General features: G+C 71.5%; 22 protein-coding genes. 5 read left to right on the top strand and 17 right to left on the bottom strand.

From position 1 onward, the window contains the following. From ACFYZQ_RS27720 to ACFYZQ_RS27795, 16 genes are all read right to left on the bottom strand, one after another. Positions 1–512: flavodoxin-dependent (E)-4-hydroxy-3-methylbut-2-enyl-diphosphate synthase (locus ACFYZQ_RS27720; RefSeq protein ID WP_389153122.1), on the bottom strand; the 512-nt coding region annotated here is incomplete at its 3' end. 4 nt (positions 513–516) lie between these two features. Beyond that, the gene (gene hpnH, locus ACFYZQ_RS27725) at positions 517–1,539 is read right to left on the bottom strand and encodes an adenosyl-hopene transferase HpnH (protein WP_389153125.1); all 1,023 of its coding nucleotides are present in this window, start codon (positions 1,537–1,539) and stop codon (positions 517–519) included. 5 nt (positions 1,540–1,544) lie between these two features. Further along, on the bottom strand, positions 1,545–2,186 hold the full coding sequence (locus tag ACFYZQ_RS27730; RefSeq protein WP_389153127.1) for a 1-hydroxy-2-methyl-2-butenyl 4-diphosphate reductase: 642 nt from the start codon (positions 2,184–2,186) through the stop codon (positions 1,545–1,547). Beyond that, the gene (gene shc, locus ACFYZQ_RS27735; protein WP_389153130.1) at positions 2,186–4,246 is read right to left on the bottom strand and encodes a squalene--hopene cyclase; all 2,061 of its coding nucleotides are present in this window, start codon (positions 4,244–4,246) and stop codon (positions 2,186–2,188) included. Before shc ends, ACFYZQ_RS27730 begins: the two co-directional genes overlap by 1 nt. Positions 4,247–4,365: 119 nt before the next feature. Continuing rightward, the gene (locus ACFYZQ_RS27740; protein WP_388797102.1) at positions 4,366–5,499 is read right to left on the bottom strand and encodes a polyprenyl synthetase family protein; all 1,134 of its coding nucleotides are present in this window, start codon (positions 5,497–5,499) and stop codon (positions 4,366–4,368) included. Next, on the bottom strand, positions 5,499–6,977 hold the full coding sequence (gene hpnE, locus ACFYZQ_RS27745; RefSeq protein ID WP_389153870.1) for a hydroxysqualene dehydroxylase HpnE: 1,479 nt from the start codon (positions 6,975–6,977) through the stop codon (positions 5,499–5,501). The genes ACFYZQ_RS27740 and hpnE overlap by 1 nt, the downstream gene beginning before the upstream one ends. After that, positions 6,932–7,072: a DUF6380 family protein gene (locus ACFYZQ_RS27750; protein ID WP_389153133.1), complete on the bottom strand. Its 141-nt coding sequence runs from the start codon at positions 7,070–7,072 to the stop codon at positions 6,932–6,934. Before ACFYZQ_RS27750 ends, hpnE begins: the two co-directional genes overlap by 46 nt. Then, a complete protein-coding gene (gene hpnD / locus ACFYZQ_RS27755) occupies positions 7,072–8,034 on the bottom strand; it encodes a presqualene diphosphate synthase HpnD (protein ID WP_389153136.1) in 963 nt (320 codons plus the stop codon). The genes ACFYZQ_RS27750 and hpnD overlap by 1 nt, the downstream gene beginning before the upstream one ends. Then, on the bottom strand, positions 8,031–8,957 hold the full coding sequence (hpnC, locus tag ACFYZQ_RS27760; protein WP_389153139.1) for a squalene synthase HpnC: 927 nt from the start codon (positions 8,955–8,957) through the stop codon (positions 8,031–8,033). Before hpnC ends, hpnD begins: the two co-directional genes overlap by 4 nt. A 341-nt stretch (positions 8,958–9,298) precedes the next feature. Next, on the bottom strand, positions 9,299–10,090 hold the full coding sequence (locus ACFYZQ_RS27765) for an ABC transporter ATP-binding protein (RefSeq protein ID WP_389153142.1): 792 nt from the start codon (positions 10,088–10,090) through the stop codon (positions 9,299–9,301). Further along, positions 10,083–11,012, bottom strand: a complete 930-nt coding sequence (locus ACFYZQ_RS27770) for an ABC transporter permease (protein WP_389153144.1) — start codon at positions 11,010–11,012, stop codon at positions 10,083–10,085. The genes ACFYZQ_RS27765 and ACFYZQ_RS27770 overlap by 8 nt, the downstream gene beginning before the upstream one ends. A 98-nt stretch (positions 11,013–11,110) precedes the next feature. Next, entirely contained in the window at positions 11,111–11,983 is an 873-nt protein-coding gene (locus tag ACFYZQ_RS27775) for a glycosyltransferase family 2 protein (protein WP_389153873.1), read from the bottom strand. Between the two features lie 8 nt (positions 11,984–11,991). Then, positions 11,992–12,771, bottom strand: a complete 780-nt coding sequence (locus ACFYZQ_RS27780; protein WP_389153147.1) for a CDP-alcohol phosphatidyltransferase family protein — start codon at positions 12,769–12,771, stop codon at positions 11,992–11,994. Beyond that, positions 12,749–13,810, bottom strand: a complete 1,062-nt coding sequence (locus tag ACFYZQ_RS27785; RefSeq protein ID WP_389153150.1) for an iron-containing alcohol dehydrogenase family protein — start codon at positions 13,808–13,810, stop codon at positions 12,749–12,751. The genes ACFYZQ_RS27780 and ACFYZQ_RS27785 overlap by 23 nt, the downstream gene beginning before the upstream one ends. After that, positions 13,798–14,550, bottom strand: coding sequence for a sugar phosphate nucleotidyltransferase (locus ACFYZQ_RS27790; protein ID WP_389153153.1), 753 nt, complete (start codon positions 14,548–14,550; stop codon positions 13,798–13,800). Before ACFYZQ_RS27790 ends, ACFYZQ_RS27785 begins: the two co-directional genes overlap by 13 nt. Then, entirely contained in the window at positions 14,547–16,346 is a 1,800-nt protein-coding gene (locus ACFYZQ_RS27795; RefSeq protein WP_389153156.1) for a DUF5941 domain-containing protein, read from the bottom strand. The genes ACFYZQ_RS27790 and ACFYZQ_RS27795 overlap by 4 nt, the downstream gene beginning before the upstream one ends. A 290-nt stretch (positions 16,347–16,636) precedes the next feature. Between ACFYZQ_RS27795 and galE the strand changes: the two genes are divergently transcribed. From galE to idi, 3 genes are all read left to right on the top strand, one after another. Continuing rightward, the gene (gene galE / locus ACFYZQ_RS27800) at positions 16,637–17,635 is read left to right on the top strand and encodes a UDP-glucose 4-epimerase GalE (RefSeq protein ID WP_389153159.1); all 999 of its coding nucleotides are present in this window, start codon (positions 16,637–16,639) and stop codon (positions 17,633–17,635) included. Between the two features lie 118 nt (positions 17,636–17,753). Continuing rightward, the gene (locus tag ACFYZQ_RS27805; RefSeq protein ID WP_389153162.1) at positions 17,754–18,695 is read left to right on the top strand and encodes a cation diffusion facilitator family transporter; all 942 of its coding nucleotides are present in this window, start codon (positions 17,754–17,756) and stop codon (positions 18,693–18,695) included. Between the two features lie 341 nt (positions 18,696–19,036). After that, positions 19,037–19,630 carry an isopentenyl-diphosphate Delta-isomerase gene (gene idi / locus ACFYZQ_RS27810; RefSeq protein WP_389153164.1) on the top strand — a complete coding sequence of 198 codons (594 nt, stop codon included), beginning with the start codon at positions 19,037–19,039 and terminating at the stop codon, positions 19,628–19,630. Positions 19,631–19,636: 6 nt separating this feature from the next. Here idi and ACFYZQ_RS27815 read toward each other — a convergent pair whose 3' ends face one another. Next, positions 19,637–20,131 carry an ATP-binding protein gene (locus ACFYZQ_RS27815; RefSeq protein ID WP_389153876.1) on the bottom strand — a complete coding sequence of 165 codons (495 nt, stop codon included), beginning with the start codon at positions 20,129–20,131 and terminating at the stop codon, positions 19,637–19,639. A gap of 210 nt (positions 20,132–20,341) precedes the next feature. Between ACFYZQ_RS27815 and ACFYZQ_RS27820 the strand changes: the two genes are divergently transcribed. Continuing rightward, positions 20,342–21,097 (top strand): enoyl-CoA hydratase/isomerase family protein, encoded by a 756-nt coding sequence (locus tag ACFYZQ_RS27820; protein ID WP_389153167.1) that lies wholly within the window; start codon positions 20,342–20,344, stop codon positions 21,095–21,097. 80 nt (positions 21,098–21,177) lie between these two features. Further along, positions 21,178–21,309 carry an LPFR motif small protein gene (locus tag ACFYZQ_RS27825; protein ID WP_389153170.1) on the top strand — a complete coding sequence of 44 codons (132 nt, stop codon included), beginning with the start codon at positions 21,178–21,180 and terminating at the stop codon, positions 21,307–21,309. The last annotated feature ends 63 nt before the right edge of the window (positions 21,310–21,372 follow it).

Raw genomic sequence — 21,372 nt, forward strand, 5'->3', positions numbered from 1 at the left:
GACTCCACCAGCGCCTCCGGGGTGGCCTTGCCGTACTTCCGCAGCAGCCGCCGGTCCAGCGAACCCGCGTTCACCCCGATCCGGATCGGCGTGCCTTGGTCCTTCGCCGCCTTAGCGATCTCCTTGACCTTGTCGTCGAACTGCTTGATGTTGCCCGGGTTCACCCGCACCGCCGCACAGCCCGCCTCGATCGCCGCGAAGACGTACTTCGGCTGGAAGTGGATGTCCGCGATCACCGGGATCTGCGACTTGCGGGCGATCGTCGCCAGCGCGTCCGCGTCGTCCTGCGTCGGACACGCCACCCGCACGATCTGGCAGCCCGACGCGGTCAGCTCCGCGATCTGCTGCAGCGTGGCCCCGACATCGGACGTACGGGTCGTCGTCATCGACTGCACCGACACCGGAGCGTCACCACCGACCGCCACGGTTCCGACCTGGATGCGCCGCGACACGCGCCGCGGCGCCACCGGCCGGACCGGCACCTCGGGAACGCCCAAGGGGACGGCGGTCATCGCGTCAGTCCCGGTTCCCGGAGACCGTCTCGCGCATGGCGCGCAGAGACTCCTTCAGGGATCCCATGGTGGCCAGCACGGCGGTGGGCTCGTAGCCGCAGTGCGCCATGCAGTTGGCGCAGCGCGGGTCCTTGCCACGGCCGTACTTGTCCCAGTCGGTGTCCTCGATGAGCTCCCGGTACGTCGGCACGTACCCGTCGCTCATCAGATAGCAGGGCCGCTGCCAGCCGAAGAGCGAGTAGTTCGGGATCGCCCAGGCGGTGCACGGGAAGTCGACCTTGCCCTCGAGGAAGTCGAGGAACAGCGGTGAGTGGTTGAGCCGCCAGCGGCGCCGGTTGCCGCCCGCGAAGGCCTTCTTGAACAGCTCCCGGGTCTGCTCGACACCCAGGAAGTGCTCCTGGTCGGGTGCCTTCTCGTAGGCGTAGGCGGGCGAGATCATCATCTCGTCGACCTCGAGGTCGTCGTTGAGGAAGTTGAGCACCTCGATGATCGTCTGCGGGGTGTCCGTGTTGAAGAAGGTCGAGTTGGTGGTCACCCGGAAGCCACGCCGCTTGGCCTCCTTGATCGCCTCCACCGCCTCGTCGAAGACGCCCTCCTTCGCGACCGACTCGTCGTGCCGCTCCCGCAGCCCGTCGATGTGCACGGCGAACGCGAAGTAGGGAGAGGGCTTGAACTTGTCCATCTTCTTGCGCAGCAGCATCGCGTTGGTGCACAGGAAGACGTACTTCCGCCTCGCCACCAGTTGACGCACGATCTCGTCGATGTGCGGGTGCATCAAAGGCTCGCCACCGGCGATGGACACCATCGGCGCACCCGATTCGAGCACCGCCCCCACGGCCTGCGCCACCGGCATGCGCTGCTTGAGCACTCCGGCCGGGTGCTGGATCTTGCCGCAGCCCTCGCACTTGAGGTTGCAGGCGAACAGGGGCTCGAGCTCCACGATGAGCGGGAACTTGTCCCGCTTACGGAGTTTCTGTTCGGCCAGGTATGTAGCGACCTTGATGGACTGACGCAGCGGCATGGCCATCTGGCTCACCTCCGGGGGAGCAGCGAAGAACGGTGCCATTCGTAGAAAGCCGGAAGGACGGATCGAAGAACGCGGAAAGCCGATATTCCACCGCGCACCGTGCCGATCCGGACGAGTTCATGTTCTGGAGCGTCCACGACCACCCGTACGGCCGCAACCGGGCGCTCGCCCGCGCGGACGGCGCTCAGGAGTGTGGCCGCCGACTCCATGTCGACCGCGATCGCGCCGGTCGAGAGCAGATCTGACCGTTCCTGACCCCGGACGACGTGATCGGAGCCGGTGAGTGGACCGGTGTGGACGGTGCGCCCGGGGAGGATCCGCGCGAGTTCCTTGACGAGCAGGTCCGTGCCGACGCAGGCGACGGTCCCGCGCGGGTCACGGGTCTCCTCGGCGACGACCAGGTCGCCGGGGTGCATCCCGGGGGCGAGTCCCGCGCAGAAGCCGGTGGCCAGGACGGCCGCCCCGGCGAACTCGGGATCGGCCAGACGGCGGCTGACGGACCGCTGCGCCGCCTTCGGCCCCATGCCGGTGCGCAGGACGGTGACCGGCCCGCCCTCACCACCGCGCTCGCGCCTGCGCAGGGCGAGGTGCTCGATGCCGAGCGCGCAGGCGATCAGCAGCGGGGCCGGGGCGGGCTGGATGCTCATCAGCTCCCCTCGGCCTCGGCGAGGGGAGCCTCGGCCCTGACGAGTGGGGCCTCGACCTTGACGGGGCGGGTGACGGGCCTGTCGGTGAAGGGCTCGCCGTTCAGATAGCGGCCGAGCGCGGTGAGCGGGAAGACCTGCCGGTAGAGGTGGTAGTTGATGGAGAAGTCCCAGGGGAAACCGGTGCCGGTGAAGTACGGCTCGTCCCAGGTGCCGTCCTCCCGCTGGGTGGCCGCGAGCCATTCGACGCCGCGTTCCACGGCCTTCGAGTCCCTCTCCCCCGCCGCGAGCAGCGCCATCAGCGCCCACGCGGTCTGGGAGGCGGTGGACGCGCCCCGGCCGCTCCACTCCTCGGCGTACTTGTAGGAGCGCAGGTCCTCTCCCCAGCCGCCGTCGTCGTTCTGCACCAACTCGAGCCAGGCCACCGCCCGGCGGATCGCGGGATGCGAACCCGGCAGGCCGGCCGCGGTCAGGGCGGGAACCACCGAGCCGGTGCCGTAGACGTAGTTGACCCCCCAGCGGCCGAACCAGGAACCGTCCGGCTCCTGTTCGGCGAGCAGCCACTGGATGCCGCGCCGGGTGCGCGGATCGTGGGCGAGACCCTCGACCGCGAGCATCTCGACGACGTGCGCGGTGACGTCGGCCGAGGGCGGGTCGATGACCTCACCGAAGTCGCAGAACGGCAGCCGGTTGGGGAACGGGCTGGTGTTGTCGACGTCGAAGGCGCCCCACGCGCCGTTCTTCGACTGCATGCCGAGGTTCCAGCGCACCCCGCGCCCGATCGCCTTGTCCACCCGCTCCGGGTCGTGGTGCCGTACCCGGCGCAGGGCGAGGACCACCTCGGCGGTGTCGTCGATGTCGGGGTAGTTGTCGTTGTGGAACTCGAACGCCCAGCCGCCCGGCGGGAGTCCGGGCCGCCGGACCGACCAGTCGCCGGGCCGTACGACCTGCTCCCCCAGCATCCAGTCGGCGGCCTTCACCAGCGCCGGATGGTCGGCGGGAAGTCCCGCGTCGGCGAGGGCGATGGTGGCCAGGCAGGTGTCCCACACCGGCGACTGGCAGGCCTCGATCATGCGGGCGCCGTCCTCGCGCCACACGGCGAACCGGTCCAGCGAGTCCAGGCCCGCCCGCAGCACCGGGTGCTGGAGGTCGTAGCCGAGCAGGTGGAGGGCGATGACCGAGTACACCGCGGGTGGCTGGATGCCGCCCCAGCAGCCGTCGTTCTCCTGCCGTTCGATGATCCAGCGGGCGGCGGCGTTCATCGCGGCCCGGCGCAGCCGGCGCGGGGCGACCTTGCGCAACCGGTGCAGCGCCTTGTCCAGACGCTGGAAGGCACCGTCCCAGCTCGCGGCCGGGGCGAGGGGACCCGCCGGGTTGGGGTTCTCCGGGTCGGTGTGCAGTTCGTCCAGCGGGAAGGGTGCGGGACGCACCGGGCGCTTGGCGGAGACGATGGTCAGCGGCACGATGGTCTGCCGGGCCCAGCAGCCGAAGTCGTAGATGTTGAGGGGGAACCACTTGGGGAACCAGATGAGTTCCGGCGGGAGTTCGGGCAGGTCCTCCCACTTCCACCAGCCGAACAGGGCCAGCCAGATCCGGGTGAAGACCCGGGCGGCGGCGATGCCGCCCCGCTCGCGGATCCAGGCCGAGGCCCTGCGCATGTGCGGGGCGTCCGGCTGGTCCCCGGCGAGGCGGAGGGCGACGTAGGCCTCGATCGTGGTGGAGAGTTCACCGGGGCCGCCGTGAAAAGTGGCCCAGGTGCCGTCCGCACGCTGCTCGCCGCGGATGAAGAGCGCGGCGGCGGCGGTGGTCGCCTCGTCGCGGATGCCCAGGAACTGACGCAGCAGCAGGTCTTCGGCGTCCATCGTGACGTTGGTCTCGAGGTCGCCCTTCCACCAGCCCTCGGCGTCCTGCACGGACAGGAGGAAGTCGGTGGCGCGCCGCGCGGCGCGTGCGGCGGCTTCGTGCACCCCGGCCGCCGCGGGTGTGGTGATGTCGGTGGCACTGGCCGCGGCAGCGCGGGACGGCAGTGTGGCCCCGGTGCTTCCGTCGGTCGTCGCTGTCATGGCTTCCCCTTCGTGCAGTCGTGCGAGTCGTGCTGCTGTGGGTCCGCCGTCGGCCGGTGCGCGGGTGCTGGGCGCGGCACCGGCCGGCGACTAAGCGAGGGCTATTCGACGAAAAGTGATCATCTCTTTCTCACGACGACGAAGTCGGCGAGCGCGGTGAACGCGGCGCGGACCCGGTCGGGCATGTCGACGGTGTCGAGGGCTTCGACGGCGATGGTGTGCTGGCGGCGAGCCTCCTCGGCCGTCCACTCACGGCCTCCCGCCTCCTCGATGAGGGCGGCGCGGGCCGCGAACTCCTCCTCGGAGAAGTTCTCGAAGTCGCTGCTCTTGGCGTCCGCGGCGAGGATCTCGCCGAGCCGCACGGAGGCGTCTCCGCCCGCCGCGAGCGCAGCGACGACCGGCAGGGACTTCTTGCGCTGGCGCAGATCGCTCCAGGTCTGCTTGCCGGTGGCCTCCGGGTCACCCCAGATGCCGAGGAGGTCGTCGACGGCCTGGAAGGCGAGGCCGAGGTGGTAGCCGTACTTCTCGAGTGTGTCGGCGGTGTGCTCGTCGGCCCCGCCGAGCACCGCGCCGATGGAGGACGCGCAGGCCAGCAGGGCGCCGGTCTTGTTGCCCTCCATCTCCAGGCACTCCTCGACGCTGACACGGTCGCGGTGCTCGTAGGAGATGTCCTGTGCCTGACCGTCGATCAGGGCGCGGGTGGCGGTGGTCAGCCGGCGGGTGGCGCGGCCCGCGTCGACGGTGCCGAGCTCCAGCAGGATCTCGTTGGCGAGGGCGAAGAGGGCGTCGCCGACGAGGATCGCCTGGGCGGGGCCGTGCACCTTCCAGACGGTGTCGCGGTGCCTGCGCTGTTCGTCGCCGTCCATCAGGTCGTCGTGCAACAGGGAGAAGTTGTGCACCAGTTCCACGGCGACCGCGCCGGGGATGCCCACCTCGGGCGCGGCGCCGGTGACCTCGGCGGAGAGCACGGCGAGGGCGGGGCGCACGGCCTTGCCACCGTCGCCGTCGGCCGGGTTGCCCGCCGCGTCGATCCAGCCGAAGTGGTAGGCGGCCACGGTGTCCATGGGGGGCGCCAGACGGTCGACGGCCGCCCGCAGCACCGGGGTGGCCAGGGTCCGGCCGCGCTCCAGGAGCGCGGCGACGTCCACCGCGGTCTCTGAAACGGCCTTGTCGGCCGGGGGCACAGTGGGCACGGTTACTCCTCTTGTTGCGGTGCCGGGGGTGCGGGGGGCCGCCGCGGGCCGTTCGGGCATCAGGCCGCCTCCTCGAATGCGAAGAGGTGACTCGGGCGGGGCCGTCCCAGGGCGCTCAGCGCGGCGTCGGCCGCGCTCACTCCGCTGCGGACCGCACTCTCCATCGTCGCGGGCCACCCCGTGGCGGTCCACGCTCCGGCCAGGTAGAGGCCGGGTGCCTTGGTGCGGGCGCCGGGTCTGAGGCGCCCGACGCCGGGGGCGGGAGCGAACGTCGCCGTGCGCTCCCGGGTCACGAAGAAGTCCCTCACCTCGGCGCCGCGCGCGCGGGGCAGCAGCCGCCTCAGTTCGGGGAGGTAGCGCTCGCGCAGTGCGGCGACCGGTTCGTCGATCTCGTCCCGCGCGGCCGACTGGGACAGGGCGAGGTACTGGCCCTCGGCGAGGCCGGACGCCTCCGTGCGGTCGAAGACCCACTGCACGGGTGTGCCCAGGGCGGCGAAGAAGGGCCTGGTGAGCACCTTGCGGTCGTAGACGACGTGGACGTTGAGGATCGGCGCGGTGCCGATCGCGAGCAGTCGCTCCGGGGCGTCGAGGGCTCCGGGCGGCAGCAGGTCGTGGGCCTCGCGCTGGGGTACGGCGAGCACGACGGTGTCGGCCCGGAGCGTCTCGCCGGGAACCTGAACGCTCCAGGTGCCGTTTTCGTCGACGGAGACGGAGGTGACGCGTGCACGGACCTCGGTGCGCACGCCCGCGGAGTCGAGCGCCCTGCGGGCGAGCCGGTCGTGCAGTTCGCCCAGCGGCACTCGGGCCCAGCCGATGTCGGCCGCACCCGGGTCGGACAGCAGACCGGTCTTGAACACCATCGCGGCGAGCGCGAGCGAGGCGTCGCCCGCGACCGCGTTGAGGGTGGCGACCCCGACCAGGTCCCACAGGGCTTCCACGGCACGCGCCGACTGGCCGTGCGCGGCCAGCCAGCCGCCGAAGTCGGTCGCGTCCAGCGCCGGATCGGCGAGGTCGAGCCCTTTGAGCGCGAGCGCGGCACGCCCGACCGCGGCACGTTCGGCGAGCGAGAGATGCGGGTACGTGGCGAGGCTCCGGCCCAGGTGCAGGGGTACGGGCAGCGGGTCGCGCCGCAGTCTGCCGAGCCGTCGGCCCTCGGGTCTGGTGACGTCGAGAACGGGCACGTCGAGACGATCCTGCAGGGGTGCCAGCGCCGCGCCCTCGATACGGTCGAGGAACCAGCGGTAGGCGGTGCAGCAGCGAAGGTAGACGTGCTGTCCGTTGTCCACGGTCAGCCCGCCGCGGCGGAAGGAGAAGGCGAGGCCGCCCAGCCTCGGCCTGCCCTCCAGCAGGGTGACGCGGACGCCCGCGTCGGCGAGCGCGAGCGCCGCGGTGATGCCGGCGAGGCCGCCGCCGACCACCACGGCGGCACGTCCGGTGTGCCCGGGCACGGTGTGTCGGTCGGCGGACGGCCGGTCGGACCGGGTTCCGTCGGTCATCGTGCGCCCCCCTGTGCAGGTCCGCCGTACTGCGGGAACGATGTACGGCCGGCCGTCACCGTCAGGGACGCCGCGCGGCACCGAAGGGTTGCGTGCCGCACACCGGGAGTGGGGTCCTCTCCGCCCGTCAGCTCCATCAGGCACGCCTCCTGACGGTCCGCCGGGAGACGTGGCGGGTCACGTGCCGGGTGTCGAGCCCGGACAGGCCGCGCACGGCGACGTACGCCTTCTCCCGCCCGGGCAGCGAGACACGGCCGCGCAGCACGGCCTCCGGTTCGCGCTCGATGCGATCGAGCAGGCGACGGTAGATGCCGGCCATGGCGGCGACGCAGGCGCCGCTGCGCCGGTCGAGCATGGGCAGCAGCCGGTAGCCCTCGGCGAAGAGGGCGCGGGCCCGTCGCACTTCGAAGTGCACGAGGCCCGCGAAGTCGGAACCCTCCGGTGGCGTGGGTCCGCCGATGCCCGCCGAGCAGCCGAACTTGGCGAGGTCGTCGGTGGGCAGGTAGGTACGGCCGTCCTCGGCGTCCTCGCGGACGTCCCTGAGGATGTTGGTGAGCTGCAGGGCCAGCCCGAGGGTGTCGGCGTACTCGGGTGCGCGCTCGGCGCCGCGCGCCCCCGGTTCCGTACCGAACACGCCGAGCGAGAGGCGGCCGATGGCGCCGGCCACGCAGCGGCAGTAGACCTTGAGGTCGTCCCAGGTCTCGTAGGTCTCGCCGCGTACGTCCATGAGGACGCCATCGATGAGTTCGTCCAGGCCGCCGAGCGGGATCGGGAAGGCCTCGGCGGCGTGGGCCAGGGCGACCGCGACCGGGTCGGTGTCGTCCTCGGCGACCTCGCCCTCGCGGATCCGGGTCAGCAGCGCCCGGGTGTCCCGCAGCCGCGCGGTCTTGACGTCGTCCGCCAGCGCGCCGTCGCCGATGTCGTCCACGCGCCGGGAGAACGCGTACAGCGCCGACATCGCGCGGCGCTTGGGCGGCGGCAGCAGCCTGATGCCGTACGCGAAGTTGCGGGCCTGCTGCCCGGTGACGGCCTCGCAGTAACGGTAGGCGGCGAGTACCGGTGCGGACACGTGCGGCACGGACTCCACGGCCCGGATCACCCCTCTCCTCGCAGAATCTGGCCCACCTCGCGCAGCAACTGAGCCTTGCCGGGCTTGGGCGGGCCGGGAAGTACGTCGTGTTCGGCGGCGGCGATCGCACCGATCGCCGCCCTTCCCCCCGCCACGAACCCCGCGAGCAGCAGCTTCAGCCTGCCGTGGACGCTACCCACCAGAGGGGCGCCTTCATTCAGGAGATCGCGGGCGCGTTCCGCTTCGTACGCGACCAGCGCGCGCACCCCCGCGCCCGCGGTCGTCGCGGCGAGGTCCGCCTCCTGGACGTGAAAGCGTTTCATGTCCTCGGCGGGCAGATAGATCCGGTCGCGGCCGAGGTCCTCGGCGACGTCCTGGAGGTGTTCGACGATCTGGAGCGCGGTGCAGATCCGGTCGGAGAGGCGGATCCGCTCGGGGGTGGCGGTGCCGGTGACGGCGAGGACGAGACGGCCGACGGGGTTGGCGGACAGCTCGCAGTAGGCGAGCAGGTCGTCGTAGCTCTCGTACCGGGTGACGAGCTGGTCCTGGCGGTTCGCGGCGATCAGGCCGAGGAACGGCTCGGGGGTGAGCGAGCGGCGCCGGACGGTCGGCTGGAGGCGGCGCAGCAGGGGGTGGTGCGGGGTGGCGTCGAAGACGCGGCGCAGGTCGGTCTCGAAGGCGTCGAGGAGGACGAGGCGGTCCTCGGCCTCGGTGGCCGACACGCCGAGCAGCCGGGCGTCGGCGCCGCCGGGTGCGAGGTCACCGTCGCCGATGTCGTCGACGAGGCGGGCGAAGCCGTAGACGGCCATGAGGTCGTCGCGCCAGGACCGGGGCAGGAAGAACGGTGCCACGGGGAAGTTCTCGCCCGCGGCCTTGTCGAGGGTGGCGCGCTCGGTACGGCGCGCGGTGTCGGTTCCCGTCACCGTGCGCTGCCCGTGGCGGGGACGGCACATGCTGCGTTGAGCTGGGGAGTTTCCGTAGCCATTGCCGTCACATCTCCCGTTCTACACCGCCGACCCGATACTCACTATTTCGGACACGCCGCCCGGCCGTCCGTAGGGCGGCCCTGGCGGAGGGTGTCGCGTATTATCGCCCCACTTGCCGCTTTCCGGGGCCGGTACAGCTTACGTTGTACAGCGCGACGAGGGCCGTCGGGGTGTCCCGCAGATCACAACAACACACCGATTGGCGTCAAGATTCCTGGGGTCGGCCCGAGTTGACGCTTCCTTTGCAGACGCAGTGCCCCACCGGAGGGTTCCGGCGGGGCACTGGTCGGATCGGGCGGTGCGGGCTCCTACTTGCCCGTGAACTTCTCGTACTCCTTGAGGACCTCTTCGGTCGGGCCGTCCATCCGCAACTCGCCGCGCTCCAGCCACAGCACGCGGTTGCAGGTGTCACGGATGGATTTGTTGTTGTGACTCACCAGGAAGACGGTGCCGGCCTCCTTGCGCAGCTCCCGGATGCGTTCCTCGGAGCGCTTCTGGAACTTGCGGTCGCCGGTGGCCAGCGCCTCGTCGATCATGAGGACGTCGTGGTCCTTGGCGGCGGCGATGGAGAAGCGCAGACGGGCCGCCATGCCCGAGGAGTAGGTGCGCATCGGCAGGGTGATGAAGTCGCCCTTCTCGTTGATGCCGGAGAAGTCGACGATGTCCTGGTAGCGCTCCTTGATCTCCTCCCGGGACATGCCCATGGCGAGACCGCCGAGGATGATGTTCCGCTCGCCGGTGAGGTCGTTCATCAGGGCGGCGTTGACGCCCAGCAGCGAGGGCTGGCCGTCGGTGTAGACCTTGCCCTTCTCCGCCGGGAGCAGGCCGGCGACCGCGCGCAGCAGTGTCGACTTGCCGGAGCCGTTGGAGCCGATCAGGCCGATGGCCTCGCCCCGGTAGGCGACGAAGGAGACACCGCGTACGGCGTGCACCTTGCGCACGCCCCTCTCCTCGCCGCGCTTGAGGATGCGGCTGAGCGCGGCGGTCGCGCTGCCCTTTCCGGTCTTGGCGCCGTTGACGCGGTAGACGATGTGAAGGTCGTCCGCGATGACGGTGGGGCGACGCTCCCCGGTGTGCTGCTCGGTCTGCTGCTCAGCCACGGCCGTACCGCTCCTCCGCCTTCCAGAAGTACACGAAGCCGCCGACGAAGGCGACGACCGCCCAGAACACCGCGATGGCCCACACGTGCGGCGGGAGGTTGCCGGCGCCGTAGCCGTCGATGAGGGCGAAGCGCATCAGGTCCATGTAGACGGCGGCCGGGTTCACCTCGAGGACGCGGGCGACGGCCTCGGAGCGTCCTTCGAGCATCTTGTTGATCGAGAACATGACGCCGGAGGCGTACATCCAGGTACGCAGGATGAACGGCATCAGCTGGGCCAGGTCGGGCGTCTTGGCGCCCATGCGGGCGACGATCAGCGCGAGCCCGGTGTTGAACAGGAACTGCAGCGCCAGCACCGGCACGATCAGCAGCCAGGACAGGCCCGGGTAGCTGCCGAAGCCGATGGCCACGATGAACAGCACGATCATCGAGAACAGCAGTTGCTGGAGCTGCTGCAGCGCGAAGGAGACGGGCAGCGAGGCGCGCGGGAAGTGCAGGGCGCGCACCAGGCCGAGGTTGCCGGAGATCGCGCGGACACCCGACATGATCGAGCTCTGGGTGAAGGTGAAGACGAAGACGCCGGTGACCAGGAACGGGATGTACACGTCCTGGGACATGCCCCGGCTGGCGTGCAGGATCAGGCCGAAGATGAAGTAATACACGGCCGCGTTCAGCAGGGGTGTGGCCACCTGCCAGAGCTGGCCGAGCTTGGCCTGGCTGTACTGGGCGGTCAGCTTCGCCTGGGAGAAGGCGAGGATGAAGTGCCGCCGCCCCCACAGCTGGCGCACGTATTCGACGAGCGAGGGCCGGGCGCCGCTGACGGTCAACCCGTACGTGGCGGCGAGCTGCGCCGCCGTCAGTCCCTCGTCGGGTGACGGGGCCGCGCTCACCGCGATGCCACCGTCGTGCGTTGTCTCACTCACGGGTTGGAACCTTCGTCTTCGCATACGTTTTCGAGTGCGTCGTGGGGAGGGGGCCTGGCGAGGTCTGCGCGAGGCACCTCCTCCCACGGTCGAGCTTGTCAGATCACCGGGGGCCGGCCCAGTCGCGTCAGCCGCCACACGGTGCGCCACTTCATCGGCCGGCGGGGACCGCACGGAGTGGCCCAGCCCTCCTTGAACCCGCCGAACCAGGCCCTCAGGGCCGGGCGCGAGGGGCGGCGCAGCAGGGTGAGCAGCATCCAGACCCCGAGGTAGACGGGAACCAGGAGGGCGGGGAGGTTGCGGCGGGCGAGCCAGACGCGGTTGCGGGCGACCATGCGGTGGTAGACCGCGTGCCGGGAGGGCGCGGTCGTGGGGTGGTACAGCACCATGTCGGACCGGTAGTCGATCATCCAGCCCGCGTCGAGGGCCCGCCATGCAAGGTCGGTTTCCTCGTGGGCGTAGAAGAATGCGTCCGGCAGGCCGCCGACTTCGGCGAAGACCCGCGTGCGGACGGCGTTGGCGCCGCCGAGGAAGGTGGTGACCCGGGAGGAGCGCATCGGGTCGGAGGCGCGCAGCCGCGGGACGTGGCGGCGCTGGGTCTCGCCGGTGTCCGGGTCCGCGATGCGGAAGCTGATGATGCCGAGCTTCGGGTCGGCCGCGAAGGCCTGGCGGCACAGTTCCGCGGTGTCGTGGTGCGCGAGCAGGCCGTCGTCGTCGAGGAAGAGCAGTATGTCGACATCGCGGCCACCGGGCCCGAAGGCCTCCGTGCCCACGTTCCGGCCCCCCGGGATCCCGAGGTTCTCGGGCAGTTCGATGGTCCGCACGCCCTCGGGCACGTCCGGGACGGGCGAGCCGTTGCCGACCACGACCACCTCGACCGGATCGCCGTCCTGCTTGGCGACCGAGTCGATCAGGGCGCGCAGTTCGTCGGGGCGGTTGCCCATGGTGATGATCACCGCGCCGACCTTCATGCCCGCGCTCATCGCAGCCTGCTGGAGGCGAGGATGGACACCAGGTGCAGCACGGTCTGCAGCAGCGCGATGCCGGCCAGCACCGCGACGCCCAGCCGGGTGAAGAACAGGTCGCCGCGTGCCTGGTCGACGACGGCCAGGACCAGGATCAGCAGGGACGCCTCGATGCCGAGGATCAGCCGGTGGAACTTGAACGCGGCCGCGGCCCGGCGGGCCAGCGCCATGCCGGAGGAACGCATCTCGGCCGCGGTCTCCTTGACGGGAGGCAGTCCGCCCTGGTGCCGGGCGACACCGACGAGGTCGGTCTCGGCCTTGATCAGGATCGCGCCGAGGGCGGCCAGCGTGCCGAGGAAGGCCCACAGCCAGTCGATACGGCCGCTGCCCCACAGGTCGGCGGCGCGCAGGCCGAAGCCCACGAGAACCGCGGCGTCGGTGAGGTAGGCGCCGACACGGTCGAGGTAGACCCCGTTCAGCGAGTACTGCTTCTTCCAGCGGGCGATCTCGCCGTCGACGCAGTCCAGCAGCAGGTACAGCTGGACCATGACCACGCCGAGCACGGCGCCGGCGATCCCCGGCACCAGCAGGGCCGGGGCCGCCAGGACGCCGCAGACGGTCATCAGGTACGTGAGCTGGTTGGGCGTGACCCTGGTGTTCACCAGGTAGCGGTCGACCCGCAGGGACACCTCACGCATGTAGAGGCGTCCCATCCAGTGCTCACCGCTGCGCCGATCCTTCACCCCCGCGGGGTGCACGACCGGACGGAGTTCAGCTACCGATGGCCTTGACATAGTCGGCGTAGATGTCCTTGATCTGGTCGGTTTTCAGGTCGAGGTGTTCGAGGATCGTGTAGCGGCCGGGGCGCGTCTCCGGGGCGAACTCCACGACGCGGACGAACTCGTCCACCGTGAAGCCGATCTCGTCCGGCAGCACCGGCAGCCCGTGCCGGCGCAGCACCTCGGCCGTGTGCGCCGCCTCCTCGTGCGCACCGCGCAGGTACATCGCGAAGGCGGCACCGAGGCCGCACTGCTCGCCATGGCTCGCGGCGCGCTTGGGGTACAGCAGGTCGAAGGCGTGGTTGATCTCGTGGCAGGACCCCGAGGCGGGGCGTGAGTCGCCGGAGATGGACATCGCGATGCCGGTGAGGACCAGCGCCTCCGCGAGCACCTGGAGGAAGTCGTTGTCCCCGATGCCGCCGGGGTGCCGGAGCACCGCCTCGCCGGCCTGGCGGGCCATGGCCGCGGCGAGACCGTCGATCTTCTCACCGTTGACGCGGTTCGCCAGCTCCCAGTCCGCGATCGAGTTGATGTTGGAGATCGCGTCACCGATGCCCGCCCGCACGAAGCGCGCCGGCGCCTCCCGGATCACGTCCAGGTCGATGACGGCCGCGATGGGGTTCGGCACACCGTAGGAGCCGCGGCCCGCGTCGTTGTCGAGCGTGGCGACCGGCGAGCAGAGACCGTCGTGCGCGAGGTTCGTCGGTACGGCGACCAGGGGCAGGCCGACGCGGGCCGCGGCGAACTTGGCACAGTCGATGATCTTGCCACCGCCGAGGCCGACGACCGCGTCGTAGCGGCCGGCCTTTATGTCGCCGGCCAGCCGGACCGCGTCGTCGAGCGTGCCACCGCCGACCTCGTACCAGGTGGCACCGGGCAGGGTCGGGGCGATCCGCTCGCGCAGCCTGGCGCCGGAACCGCCGCTGACGGCGACGGCGAGCCTGCCCGAGGTGGAGATGCGCTCGTCCGCGAGGACGCACGCCAGATCGTCGAGGGCACCCGGGCGGATGTCCACGACGAGCGGCGAGGGGATGAGCCGGGTCAGTACTGGCACGCGATCTCCCGTCCCCGGGCCAGGTCGTCGTGGTTGTCGATCTCGACCCAGTGCACGTCGCCGATCGGCGCCACGTCGATCTTGAAGCCCCGGTTCACCAGTTCCTGGTACCCGTGCTCGTAGAACTGCTGCGGGTCGGTCTCCCAGACCGTCTTGAGCGCGTCGGCCAGTTCGGGGGCCGCGTCGCCCTCGATGAGGGTGACGCCGATGTACTCGCCGGTCGCCTCGGCGGGGTCCATCAGCTTGGTGATCTTCTGCACGCCCTCGGCCGGGTCGACGACGACCTTCATCTCCTCGTCGGCGAGGGACTTCACCGTGTCCAGGGCGAGGATGATCTTCTTGCCGCCGCCGCGGGCGGCGAGCAGCGTCTTCTCGACGGAGACCGGGTGGACGGTGTCGCCGTTGGCGAGGATCACGCCGTCCTTGAGGGCGTCACGGCCGCACCACAGCGAGTAGGCGTTGTTCCACTCCTCGGCCTTGTCGTTGTCGATGAGGGTGAGCTTCAGCCCGTACTTCTGCTCCAGGGCCGCCTTGCGCTCGTACACGGCCTCCTTGCGGTAGCCGACGATGATCGCGACCTCGGTCAGGCCGATCTCGGCGAAGTTGCCGAGAGTCAGGTCCAGCACCGTCGGTTCGCCCTCTATGCCCGCGGGGCCCACCGGCACCAGAGCCTTCGGCAGGGTGTCGGTGTAGGGGCGCAGGCGCCGTCCGGCGCCGGCCGCCAGCACGAGGCCGATCATGCGGGTTCTCCTTCATCGTGTACGGCGGGCGCCCCTGCGGACACCCAGAAGCGGATGCTCTCGACGAGCACCACCAGGGCGACGGCCACGGCGAGGACCGTGAGCGCGACCTTGAACTGCGAGGCGGTGAGCAGTGCGGCCAGAACCGCGACCAGCAGCGTCCGCCCTTCCTGCCCCCCGACGGCGCGCACCAGCCAGGCCGGCGGCGCTCCGGCGTTGCCGCGGATGCGGTACACCGTGTCGTAGTGATGGTAGGCGACGGCGGCCACCAGCCCGAAAGCCGCGGGAAGCACACCGTTCACCCCGGATTTCGCCGCCAGGACCAGGACGGTGCCGTACTCGGCGGCCCGCATGAAGGGCGGAACCAGCCAGTCCAGAGCGCCCTTGAGGGGGCGCGCGACGGCCAGACCGGACAGTACGGCGTAGAGCACGGCGGCGACGACGGTGACCCAGTCGGCGCCCCGGAGTGCGGCGGAGATCACCACGAGGAGACCGCCGACGGCGGCGGCGACCGGCGCCGGGAGACGCACGCCGCGCGCGGCGCGGCCCAGGGCGGTGGCGAGGGGCCCGTTGTCCGCGAGGTCCGCGAGCGCCTGCGCGGCCCGGTCCGTGCGCCGCGCCTTGCGCGTCAGCGACCGCAGCACCCTGCCCGCCGTGGTGTACGTCGCCGCGAAGGCGCAACCGATCAGCAGCGCGTAGAAGGTGATGCGGGGGGTGGTGACCGCCGTGAGGACCGCGATCATGGCCCAGCGTTCCCCGATGGGCAGCACGATCATGCGCCGCACCCAGACCGTCCAGCCGACGCTGTCGAGCTTGTCGGAGAGGGCGGCGGTGGGGCTGGTGTTGACGTTGGCGGCCGTGCTGTTGACATTCGCCTCGTTGAAGGCGAAGTCGACGACGTGCCGGCAGGCCTGCAGCACCATCGCGCCCAGTGCCAGTGCCCATACGTCGTCGCCGCCGCGGGCCGCGCCGAGGGCGAGGCCCGCGTAGTAGGCGTACTCCTTGGCCCGGTCGAAGGTGGCGTCCAGCCAGGCGCCGAGCGTGGAGTACTGCAGCGAGTAGCGGGCCAGCTGGCCGTCCGTGCAGTCCAGCACGAAGGAGGCGATGAGCAGGACGCCCGCGGCGACGAAGCCCCCGCGGGTGCCGGTGGCCGCGCAGCCCGCGGCTATCAGGGCCGTGAGCAGGGAGGCGGTGGTGACCTGGTTGGGGGTCAGACCGCGGCGGGCGCACCAGCGGGCGATGTAGCGGGAGTACGGGCTGATGAAGAACGTGGTGAAGAATCCGTCGCGGGCCTTCACCGCCGACTTCAGGCGCACGGCCTCGTCGTCGACGGCGGCCGTGGCCTGCCGAGCCTCGTTGCGTGCCTGCGGATCGGCGGGGACGGCGGCGACCAGGCTGCCGAGCTCGGGCCGGTGCACCTGTGCGCCGTCGGCGTCGAGGGCCAGGACCAGACGGTCGGCGAGGCTGTCCACTGCGAGGACGCTGCCGCCGCCGGCCGAGGTCTCGCGCGCCACCGCCCGGGTCAGCGCCCGGCGGCCGTCCGCCTGCGCGGTGACGGCGCCGGGGACGGCGGCGAGCGGGAAGCGGGGGTCGGTGAGGCCGAGGCGGAGGGCGTGCGGGTGGCCGACGAAACGGGCGTCGACCACGGCCACGCGCTCCCCCGCGGGGACGGCCGCGAGGAGGCTCTCCGTGTCGGAGGCGTCGGTTGCGCCGATCACCTCGAAGCCGAGGGACCGCAGATCGCTCTCGAGCGACGATCCGGGGACCGGCTGGCCGGTCACGATGGCGGTCGACAACCGAACTCACTCCCTGGGTGCCGACGCGTGTGCGCCGGTCGTCTGCTTGGTGGGGCGCCGCTTCCTGGACACCCGGGCGGCATGTCGGCAGAGGCTATCGGATGCCGAGAAGCCCGTGTTCACCGCCCGTTCACGGGCCGGTCGACCCGGTCTGCACCGGCCTTCGCCGCGATCATCATCTGTGATCCGGGGCCTGCCCACAAACCGCCCCCGGGCACGTGACCTCACCGGACCGGGCATCCGGGACATCGGGGACCGCCCCGGTCGGCGTCGGCATAGGGTGGGCGACCATGACGTGGCTGATCACCGGTGGTGCCGGATACATAGGGGCGCATGTGGCGCGGGTCATGAGCGACGCCGGGGAGGGTGTCGTCGCGCTGGACGACCTCTCGGCCGGGGTGCCCGCGCGGCTCCCGGCCGGCGTGCCGCTGGTCGAGGGCTGTGTGACGGACCGGGCTGCGCTGGAGCGGGTCTTCGCCGAGCACGCGGTGACGGGTGTGGTGCATCTCGCGGCGCGCAAGCAGGTCGCCGAGTCGGTGGCACGGCCCACCCATTACTACAGGGAGAACGTGGGCGGACTCGCCACGCTCCTCGAGGCGGTCGCCGAGGCCGGGATCGACCGCTTCGTCTTCTCCTCCTCGGCGGCCGTCTACGGCAACCCGGACGTGGACCTGATCACCGAGGGCACCCCGTGCGCGCCGGTGAACCCCTACGGCGAGACCAAGCTCGCCGGGGAGTGGCTGGTGCGTGCGGCGGGGCGGGCGCACGGCATCGCCACCGTCTGCCTGCGCTACTTCAACGTGGCGGGCGCGGCCGCGCCGGAACTCGCGGACACCGGGGTCTTCAACATCGTGCCCATGGTCTTCGATCGGCTCACCCGCGACGAGGCTCCCCGTGTCTTCGGCGACGACTACCCGACCCCGGACGGCACCTGCGTCCGTGACTACATTCACGTCGCCGACCTGGCCGAGGCGCACCTGGCGGCGGCCCGGCGGCTGGCCGAGGGGGACCTGAGCGGCGACCTGACGTTGAACATCGGCCGGGGCGAGGGCGTCTCGGTCCGCGAACTGGTCTCCCTCATCGGTGAGGTGGCCGGCGACCGCCGGGCGCCCGTGGTGGAGGGGCGGCGCCCCGGGGACGCGCCGCGGGCGGTCGCCTCGGCCGAGCGTGCCGCCGAGGTGCTCGGCTGGCGGGCGTCGCGGGGGGTGCGGGCGATGGTGGAATCGGCCTGGCAGGGCTGGCGGCTGCACCACGGCGACGTCGCCGCCACAGGATCCCCGGTGTCCTGACCTGGGAATCGTTTGCGCAGGTCAAGGCACATGACAACGGTGTTCAGTGCCGCGTTGCCCGATACCCCCTCCCCGTAGTTCACTGTGAACTCGGGCGGCACACGGAAGGGCGGACGGCATGGGTGCAGGGCACGATCACGGGCACGCGCACACGCACGCGCCGCCCACCGGGACGGCGGCCGCGGCGTACCGGGGCACACTGCGCGTCACGCTGTCGATCACCCTCGCCGTCATGGTGCTGGAGATCGCCGGCGGTCTGGCCGCCGACTCCCTCGCGCTCATCGCGGACGCGGCGCACATGGCCACGGACGCGCTGGGTCTGGGCATGGCCCTGCTCGCGATCCATTTCGCGAGCCGCCCTCCGAGCACCAACCGCACCTTCGGCTACGCCCGCGCCGAGATCCTCGCGGCCCTCGCCAACTGCCTGCTCCTGCTCGGCGTCGGCGGGTACGTGCTGTACGAGGCCGTCCAGCGCTTCTTCACCCCGGCCGGCACCGAGGGCGGGCTGATGATCGTGTTCGGTGCGATCGGCCTGGTCGCGAACACGATCTCGCTCACGCTGCTGATGCGGGGCCAGAAGGAGAGCCTGAACGTGCGCGGCGCGTTCCTCGAGGTGGCCGCGGACGCGCTGGGCTCGGTGGCGGTGATCGTCTCCGCGGTCGTGATCCTAGCCACCGGCTGGCAGGCCGCCGATCCGATCGCCTCGCTCGTCATCGGGCTGATGATCGTCCCGCGTACCGTCAAGCTGCTGCGCGAGACCCTGGACGTGCTGCTGGAGGCGGCCCCGAAGGACGTCGACATGGCGGAGGTGCGGGCGCATCTTCTGGCCCTGGACGGCGTGGAGGACGTGCACGATCTGCACGCCTGGACGATCACCTCCGGGCTGCCGGTGCTCTCCGCGCACGTGGTCGTGAGCTCGGACGCGCTCAGCGCGATCGGCCACGAGAAGATGCTGCACGAGCTGCAGGGCTGTCTCGGCGACCACTTCGACGTGGAGCACTGCACCTTCCAGCTGGAGCCGAGCGGCCACGCGGAGCACGAGGCACGGCTGTGCCACTGACGGCGGGCGGCAGATGACATGCCGCTGACGGCGGGCGGCTGACGACGAGCCGCTGGGACGGCGTGCCGCTGGCCCCGGGCCGTCGGGAGCCGCCGGCCCGGGGGGCGCCGCCGGTGGCGCGCGGCAGTGCGTCGTGCTCCGGGTTCCCCTGTTCAGGGCGTCCCCGGCGGTTCCCGGCCGTCCCGGTCGGGCAGCTCACCTACCGGGTCTCGCTTTCCGGTGTCCGGCCGGGCGGCCGCGGGCCGCGCCGCGCGCGGGACATGCGGACGTGCCGGGAAGTGACAGGAGTGCCGGATTCGTGCGGCAGACTTGAGGTGCGAAGACCGAGGCGAAGGATGGGTATGCCGATCACACCTGCCACCGCGACGCACAGTTCGTCGAACGGCACCGCAGAGGCGATTTTGCTGGAACTGGTCGACGAGGACGGCGTGACGATCGGCACCGCGGAGAAGCTCGCCGCCCACCAGCCGCCGGGACAGCTGCACCGCGCCTTCTCCGTCTTCCTGTTCGATGCCCGCGGCCGGCTACTGCTCCAGCGACGGGCGCTCGGCAAGTACCACTCCCCCGGTGTGTGGTCCAACACCTGCTGCGGCCACCCCTACCCCGGTGAGGCGCCTTTCGTGGCGGCGGCCCGGCGCACGCACGAGGAACTGGGCGTCTCCCCGTCCCTGCTCGCCGAGGCGGGCACGGTCCGCTACAACCACCCGGACCCGGCGTCGGGGCTGGTCGAGCAGGAGTACAACCACCTGTTCGTCGGCCTGGTGCAGTCCCCGCCCGCGCCGGATCCGCAGGAGGTCGGCGCGACCGCCTTCGTGACACCCGCCGAGCTGAAGGAGCGGCACGCGACCGACACCTTCTCGTCCTGGTTCATGACCGTGCTGGACGCGGCGCGCCCGGCGATCAGGGAGCTGACGGGCCAGTCCGCCGGGTGGTGAGGCGGTTCACGGGAGCCGTGCGGGTTTGAGCGGCAGGGCGACCCAGATCACCTTGCCGCCGCCCGCCGTGTGCTCCATGTCGACCATCCCGCCGGCCTCCGCGGCCACCTCGCGGACCAGGAGCAGGCCGCGGCCGCCGGTCCGCCCGTGGTCGGCCTCCAGGGCGGTGGGACGGTAGGGGTGGTTGTCCTCCACCGACACCCGCACCCAGTCGGCGCCGACGGCGACCTCCACGGCGAGCGTCGGCGACAGCAGCGCCGCGTGCTTGACCGCGTTGGTGACGAGTTCGGAGACGATCAGCAGCAGCCCGTGGACCATGTCGTCCGCGGCCGGCACGCCCTGGCGGTGGAGCAGGTCCCGTACGGCGTGCCGCGCCTGCGGGACCGAGGCGTCGACGGCGGGGGCGGTGAACCGCCACACCCCCTCGTACGGCAGTGGGTCCGGCTCTCGCCGGTCGCCTCCCTCTGGGCGCGGGGCCGCCCCACGCCCGTGGTTCTCCATCGTCCGGTCGCCACCCTCGCGCTCGATTGTCACCACACGTCGAGTGTCGACAGGGAACCACGCCAACCCGCGGAACTGAAAACAAGTCAGCGGATTTCAGTTGCTTCTCGACCGTTTCGCCACTGGTGCTGCCCGGTTTTGACGCGTTCGCCGGTGTCGTCGGTGAACATGCCGTCGAACGCGTCAGGGGAGCCGGATAGCATCCGGCTCATGGAGCCCCAGCTGCTGCACGACGTGACCGACTCGGTCGCCACCGTCGTCGTCCACCACCCCGCCAAGCGCAACGCCATGACGGCCGCGATGTGGCGGGCGCTGCCCGAGCTGCTGGACGCGCTGGCCGCCGATCCGGCCGTGCGGGCGCTGGTGCTCACCGGCGAGGGCGGCACCTTCTGCGCCGGGGCCGACATCTCGACCCTGCGCGATGCGCCCGAGGAGGCGCAGGGGCTCGCCGTCCGCGCCGAGGAGGCCCTCGCGGCGTTCCCGAAGCCGACGCTGGCGGCCGTCCGAGGGCACTGCGTGGGCGGCGGGGCGCAGCTTGCGGCGGCCTGCGACCTGCGGTTCGCGGAGGAGGGGGCGCTGTTCGGGGTGACGCCCGCGAAACTCGGCATCGTCTATCCGGCGTCCGCCACCCGGCGGCTGGTGTCGCTGGTGGGCCCGGCCACCGCCAAGTACCTGCTGTTCTCGGGCGAGTTGATCGACTCGGCCCGTGCGCTGCGCACGGGCTTCCTCGACGAGGTGCTGCCCGAGGGGGAACTGGGCAAGCGGGTCGCGGAGTTCACCAGGATCCTGGTCACCCGCTCGCAGCTGACGCAGGCCGCGGCGAAGGAGTTCGCGGACGGCCGCACGGACCGCGACGCGTACTGGACCGGGCAGATGCGCGGCAGCGAGGAGACGGCGGAGGGTGTCCGCGCCTTCCTGGAGCGCCGGACACCGCGCTTCACCTGGGGCGTGTCCCCCTCGCACTGATCACCCCTGCATGCGTCGGCTCAGGTGAGGTACCCGTCTCCTGCCGGCCGGAGCGGCCGGCCCGAGGAAAGGAGCTGTCCGTGTTCCGTGCCATCGCAGACGTACTGCGCCAGATCGGCGGGGCGATCGCCACGGTGGTGACGCTGCCGTTCCGGGCCGTGGCCCGGCTCTTCGGCGGAGCCTCCGCCTCGGCGCGCGGCGGCCGGGCCTGAGACAGGCCCGGCGCCCCGCCGGGATGCCGCCCTGATCCCCGGTTGTCGGTGCGACCTGCCACA

The organism is Streptomyces sp. NPDC001843, from assembly GCF_042891955.1.
GTDB lineage: Bacteria > Actinomycetota > Actinomycetes > Streptomycetales > Streptomycetaceae > Streptomyces.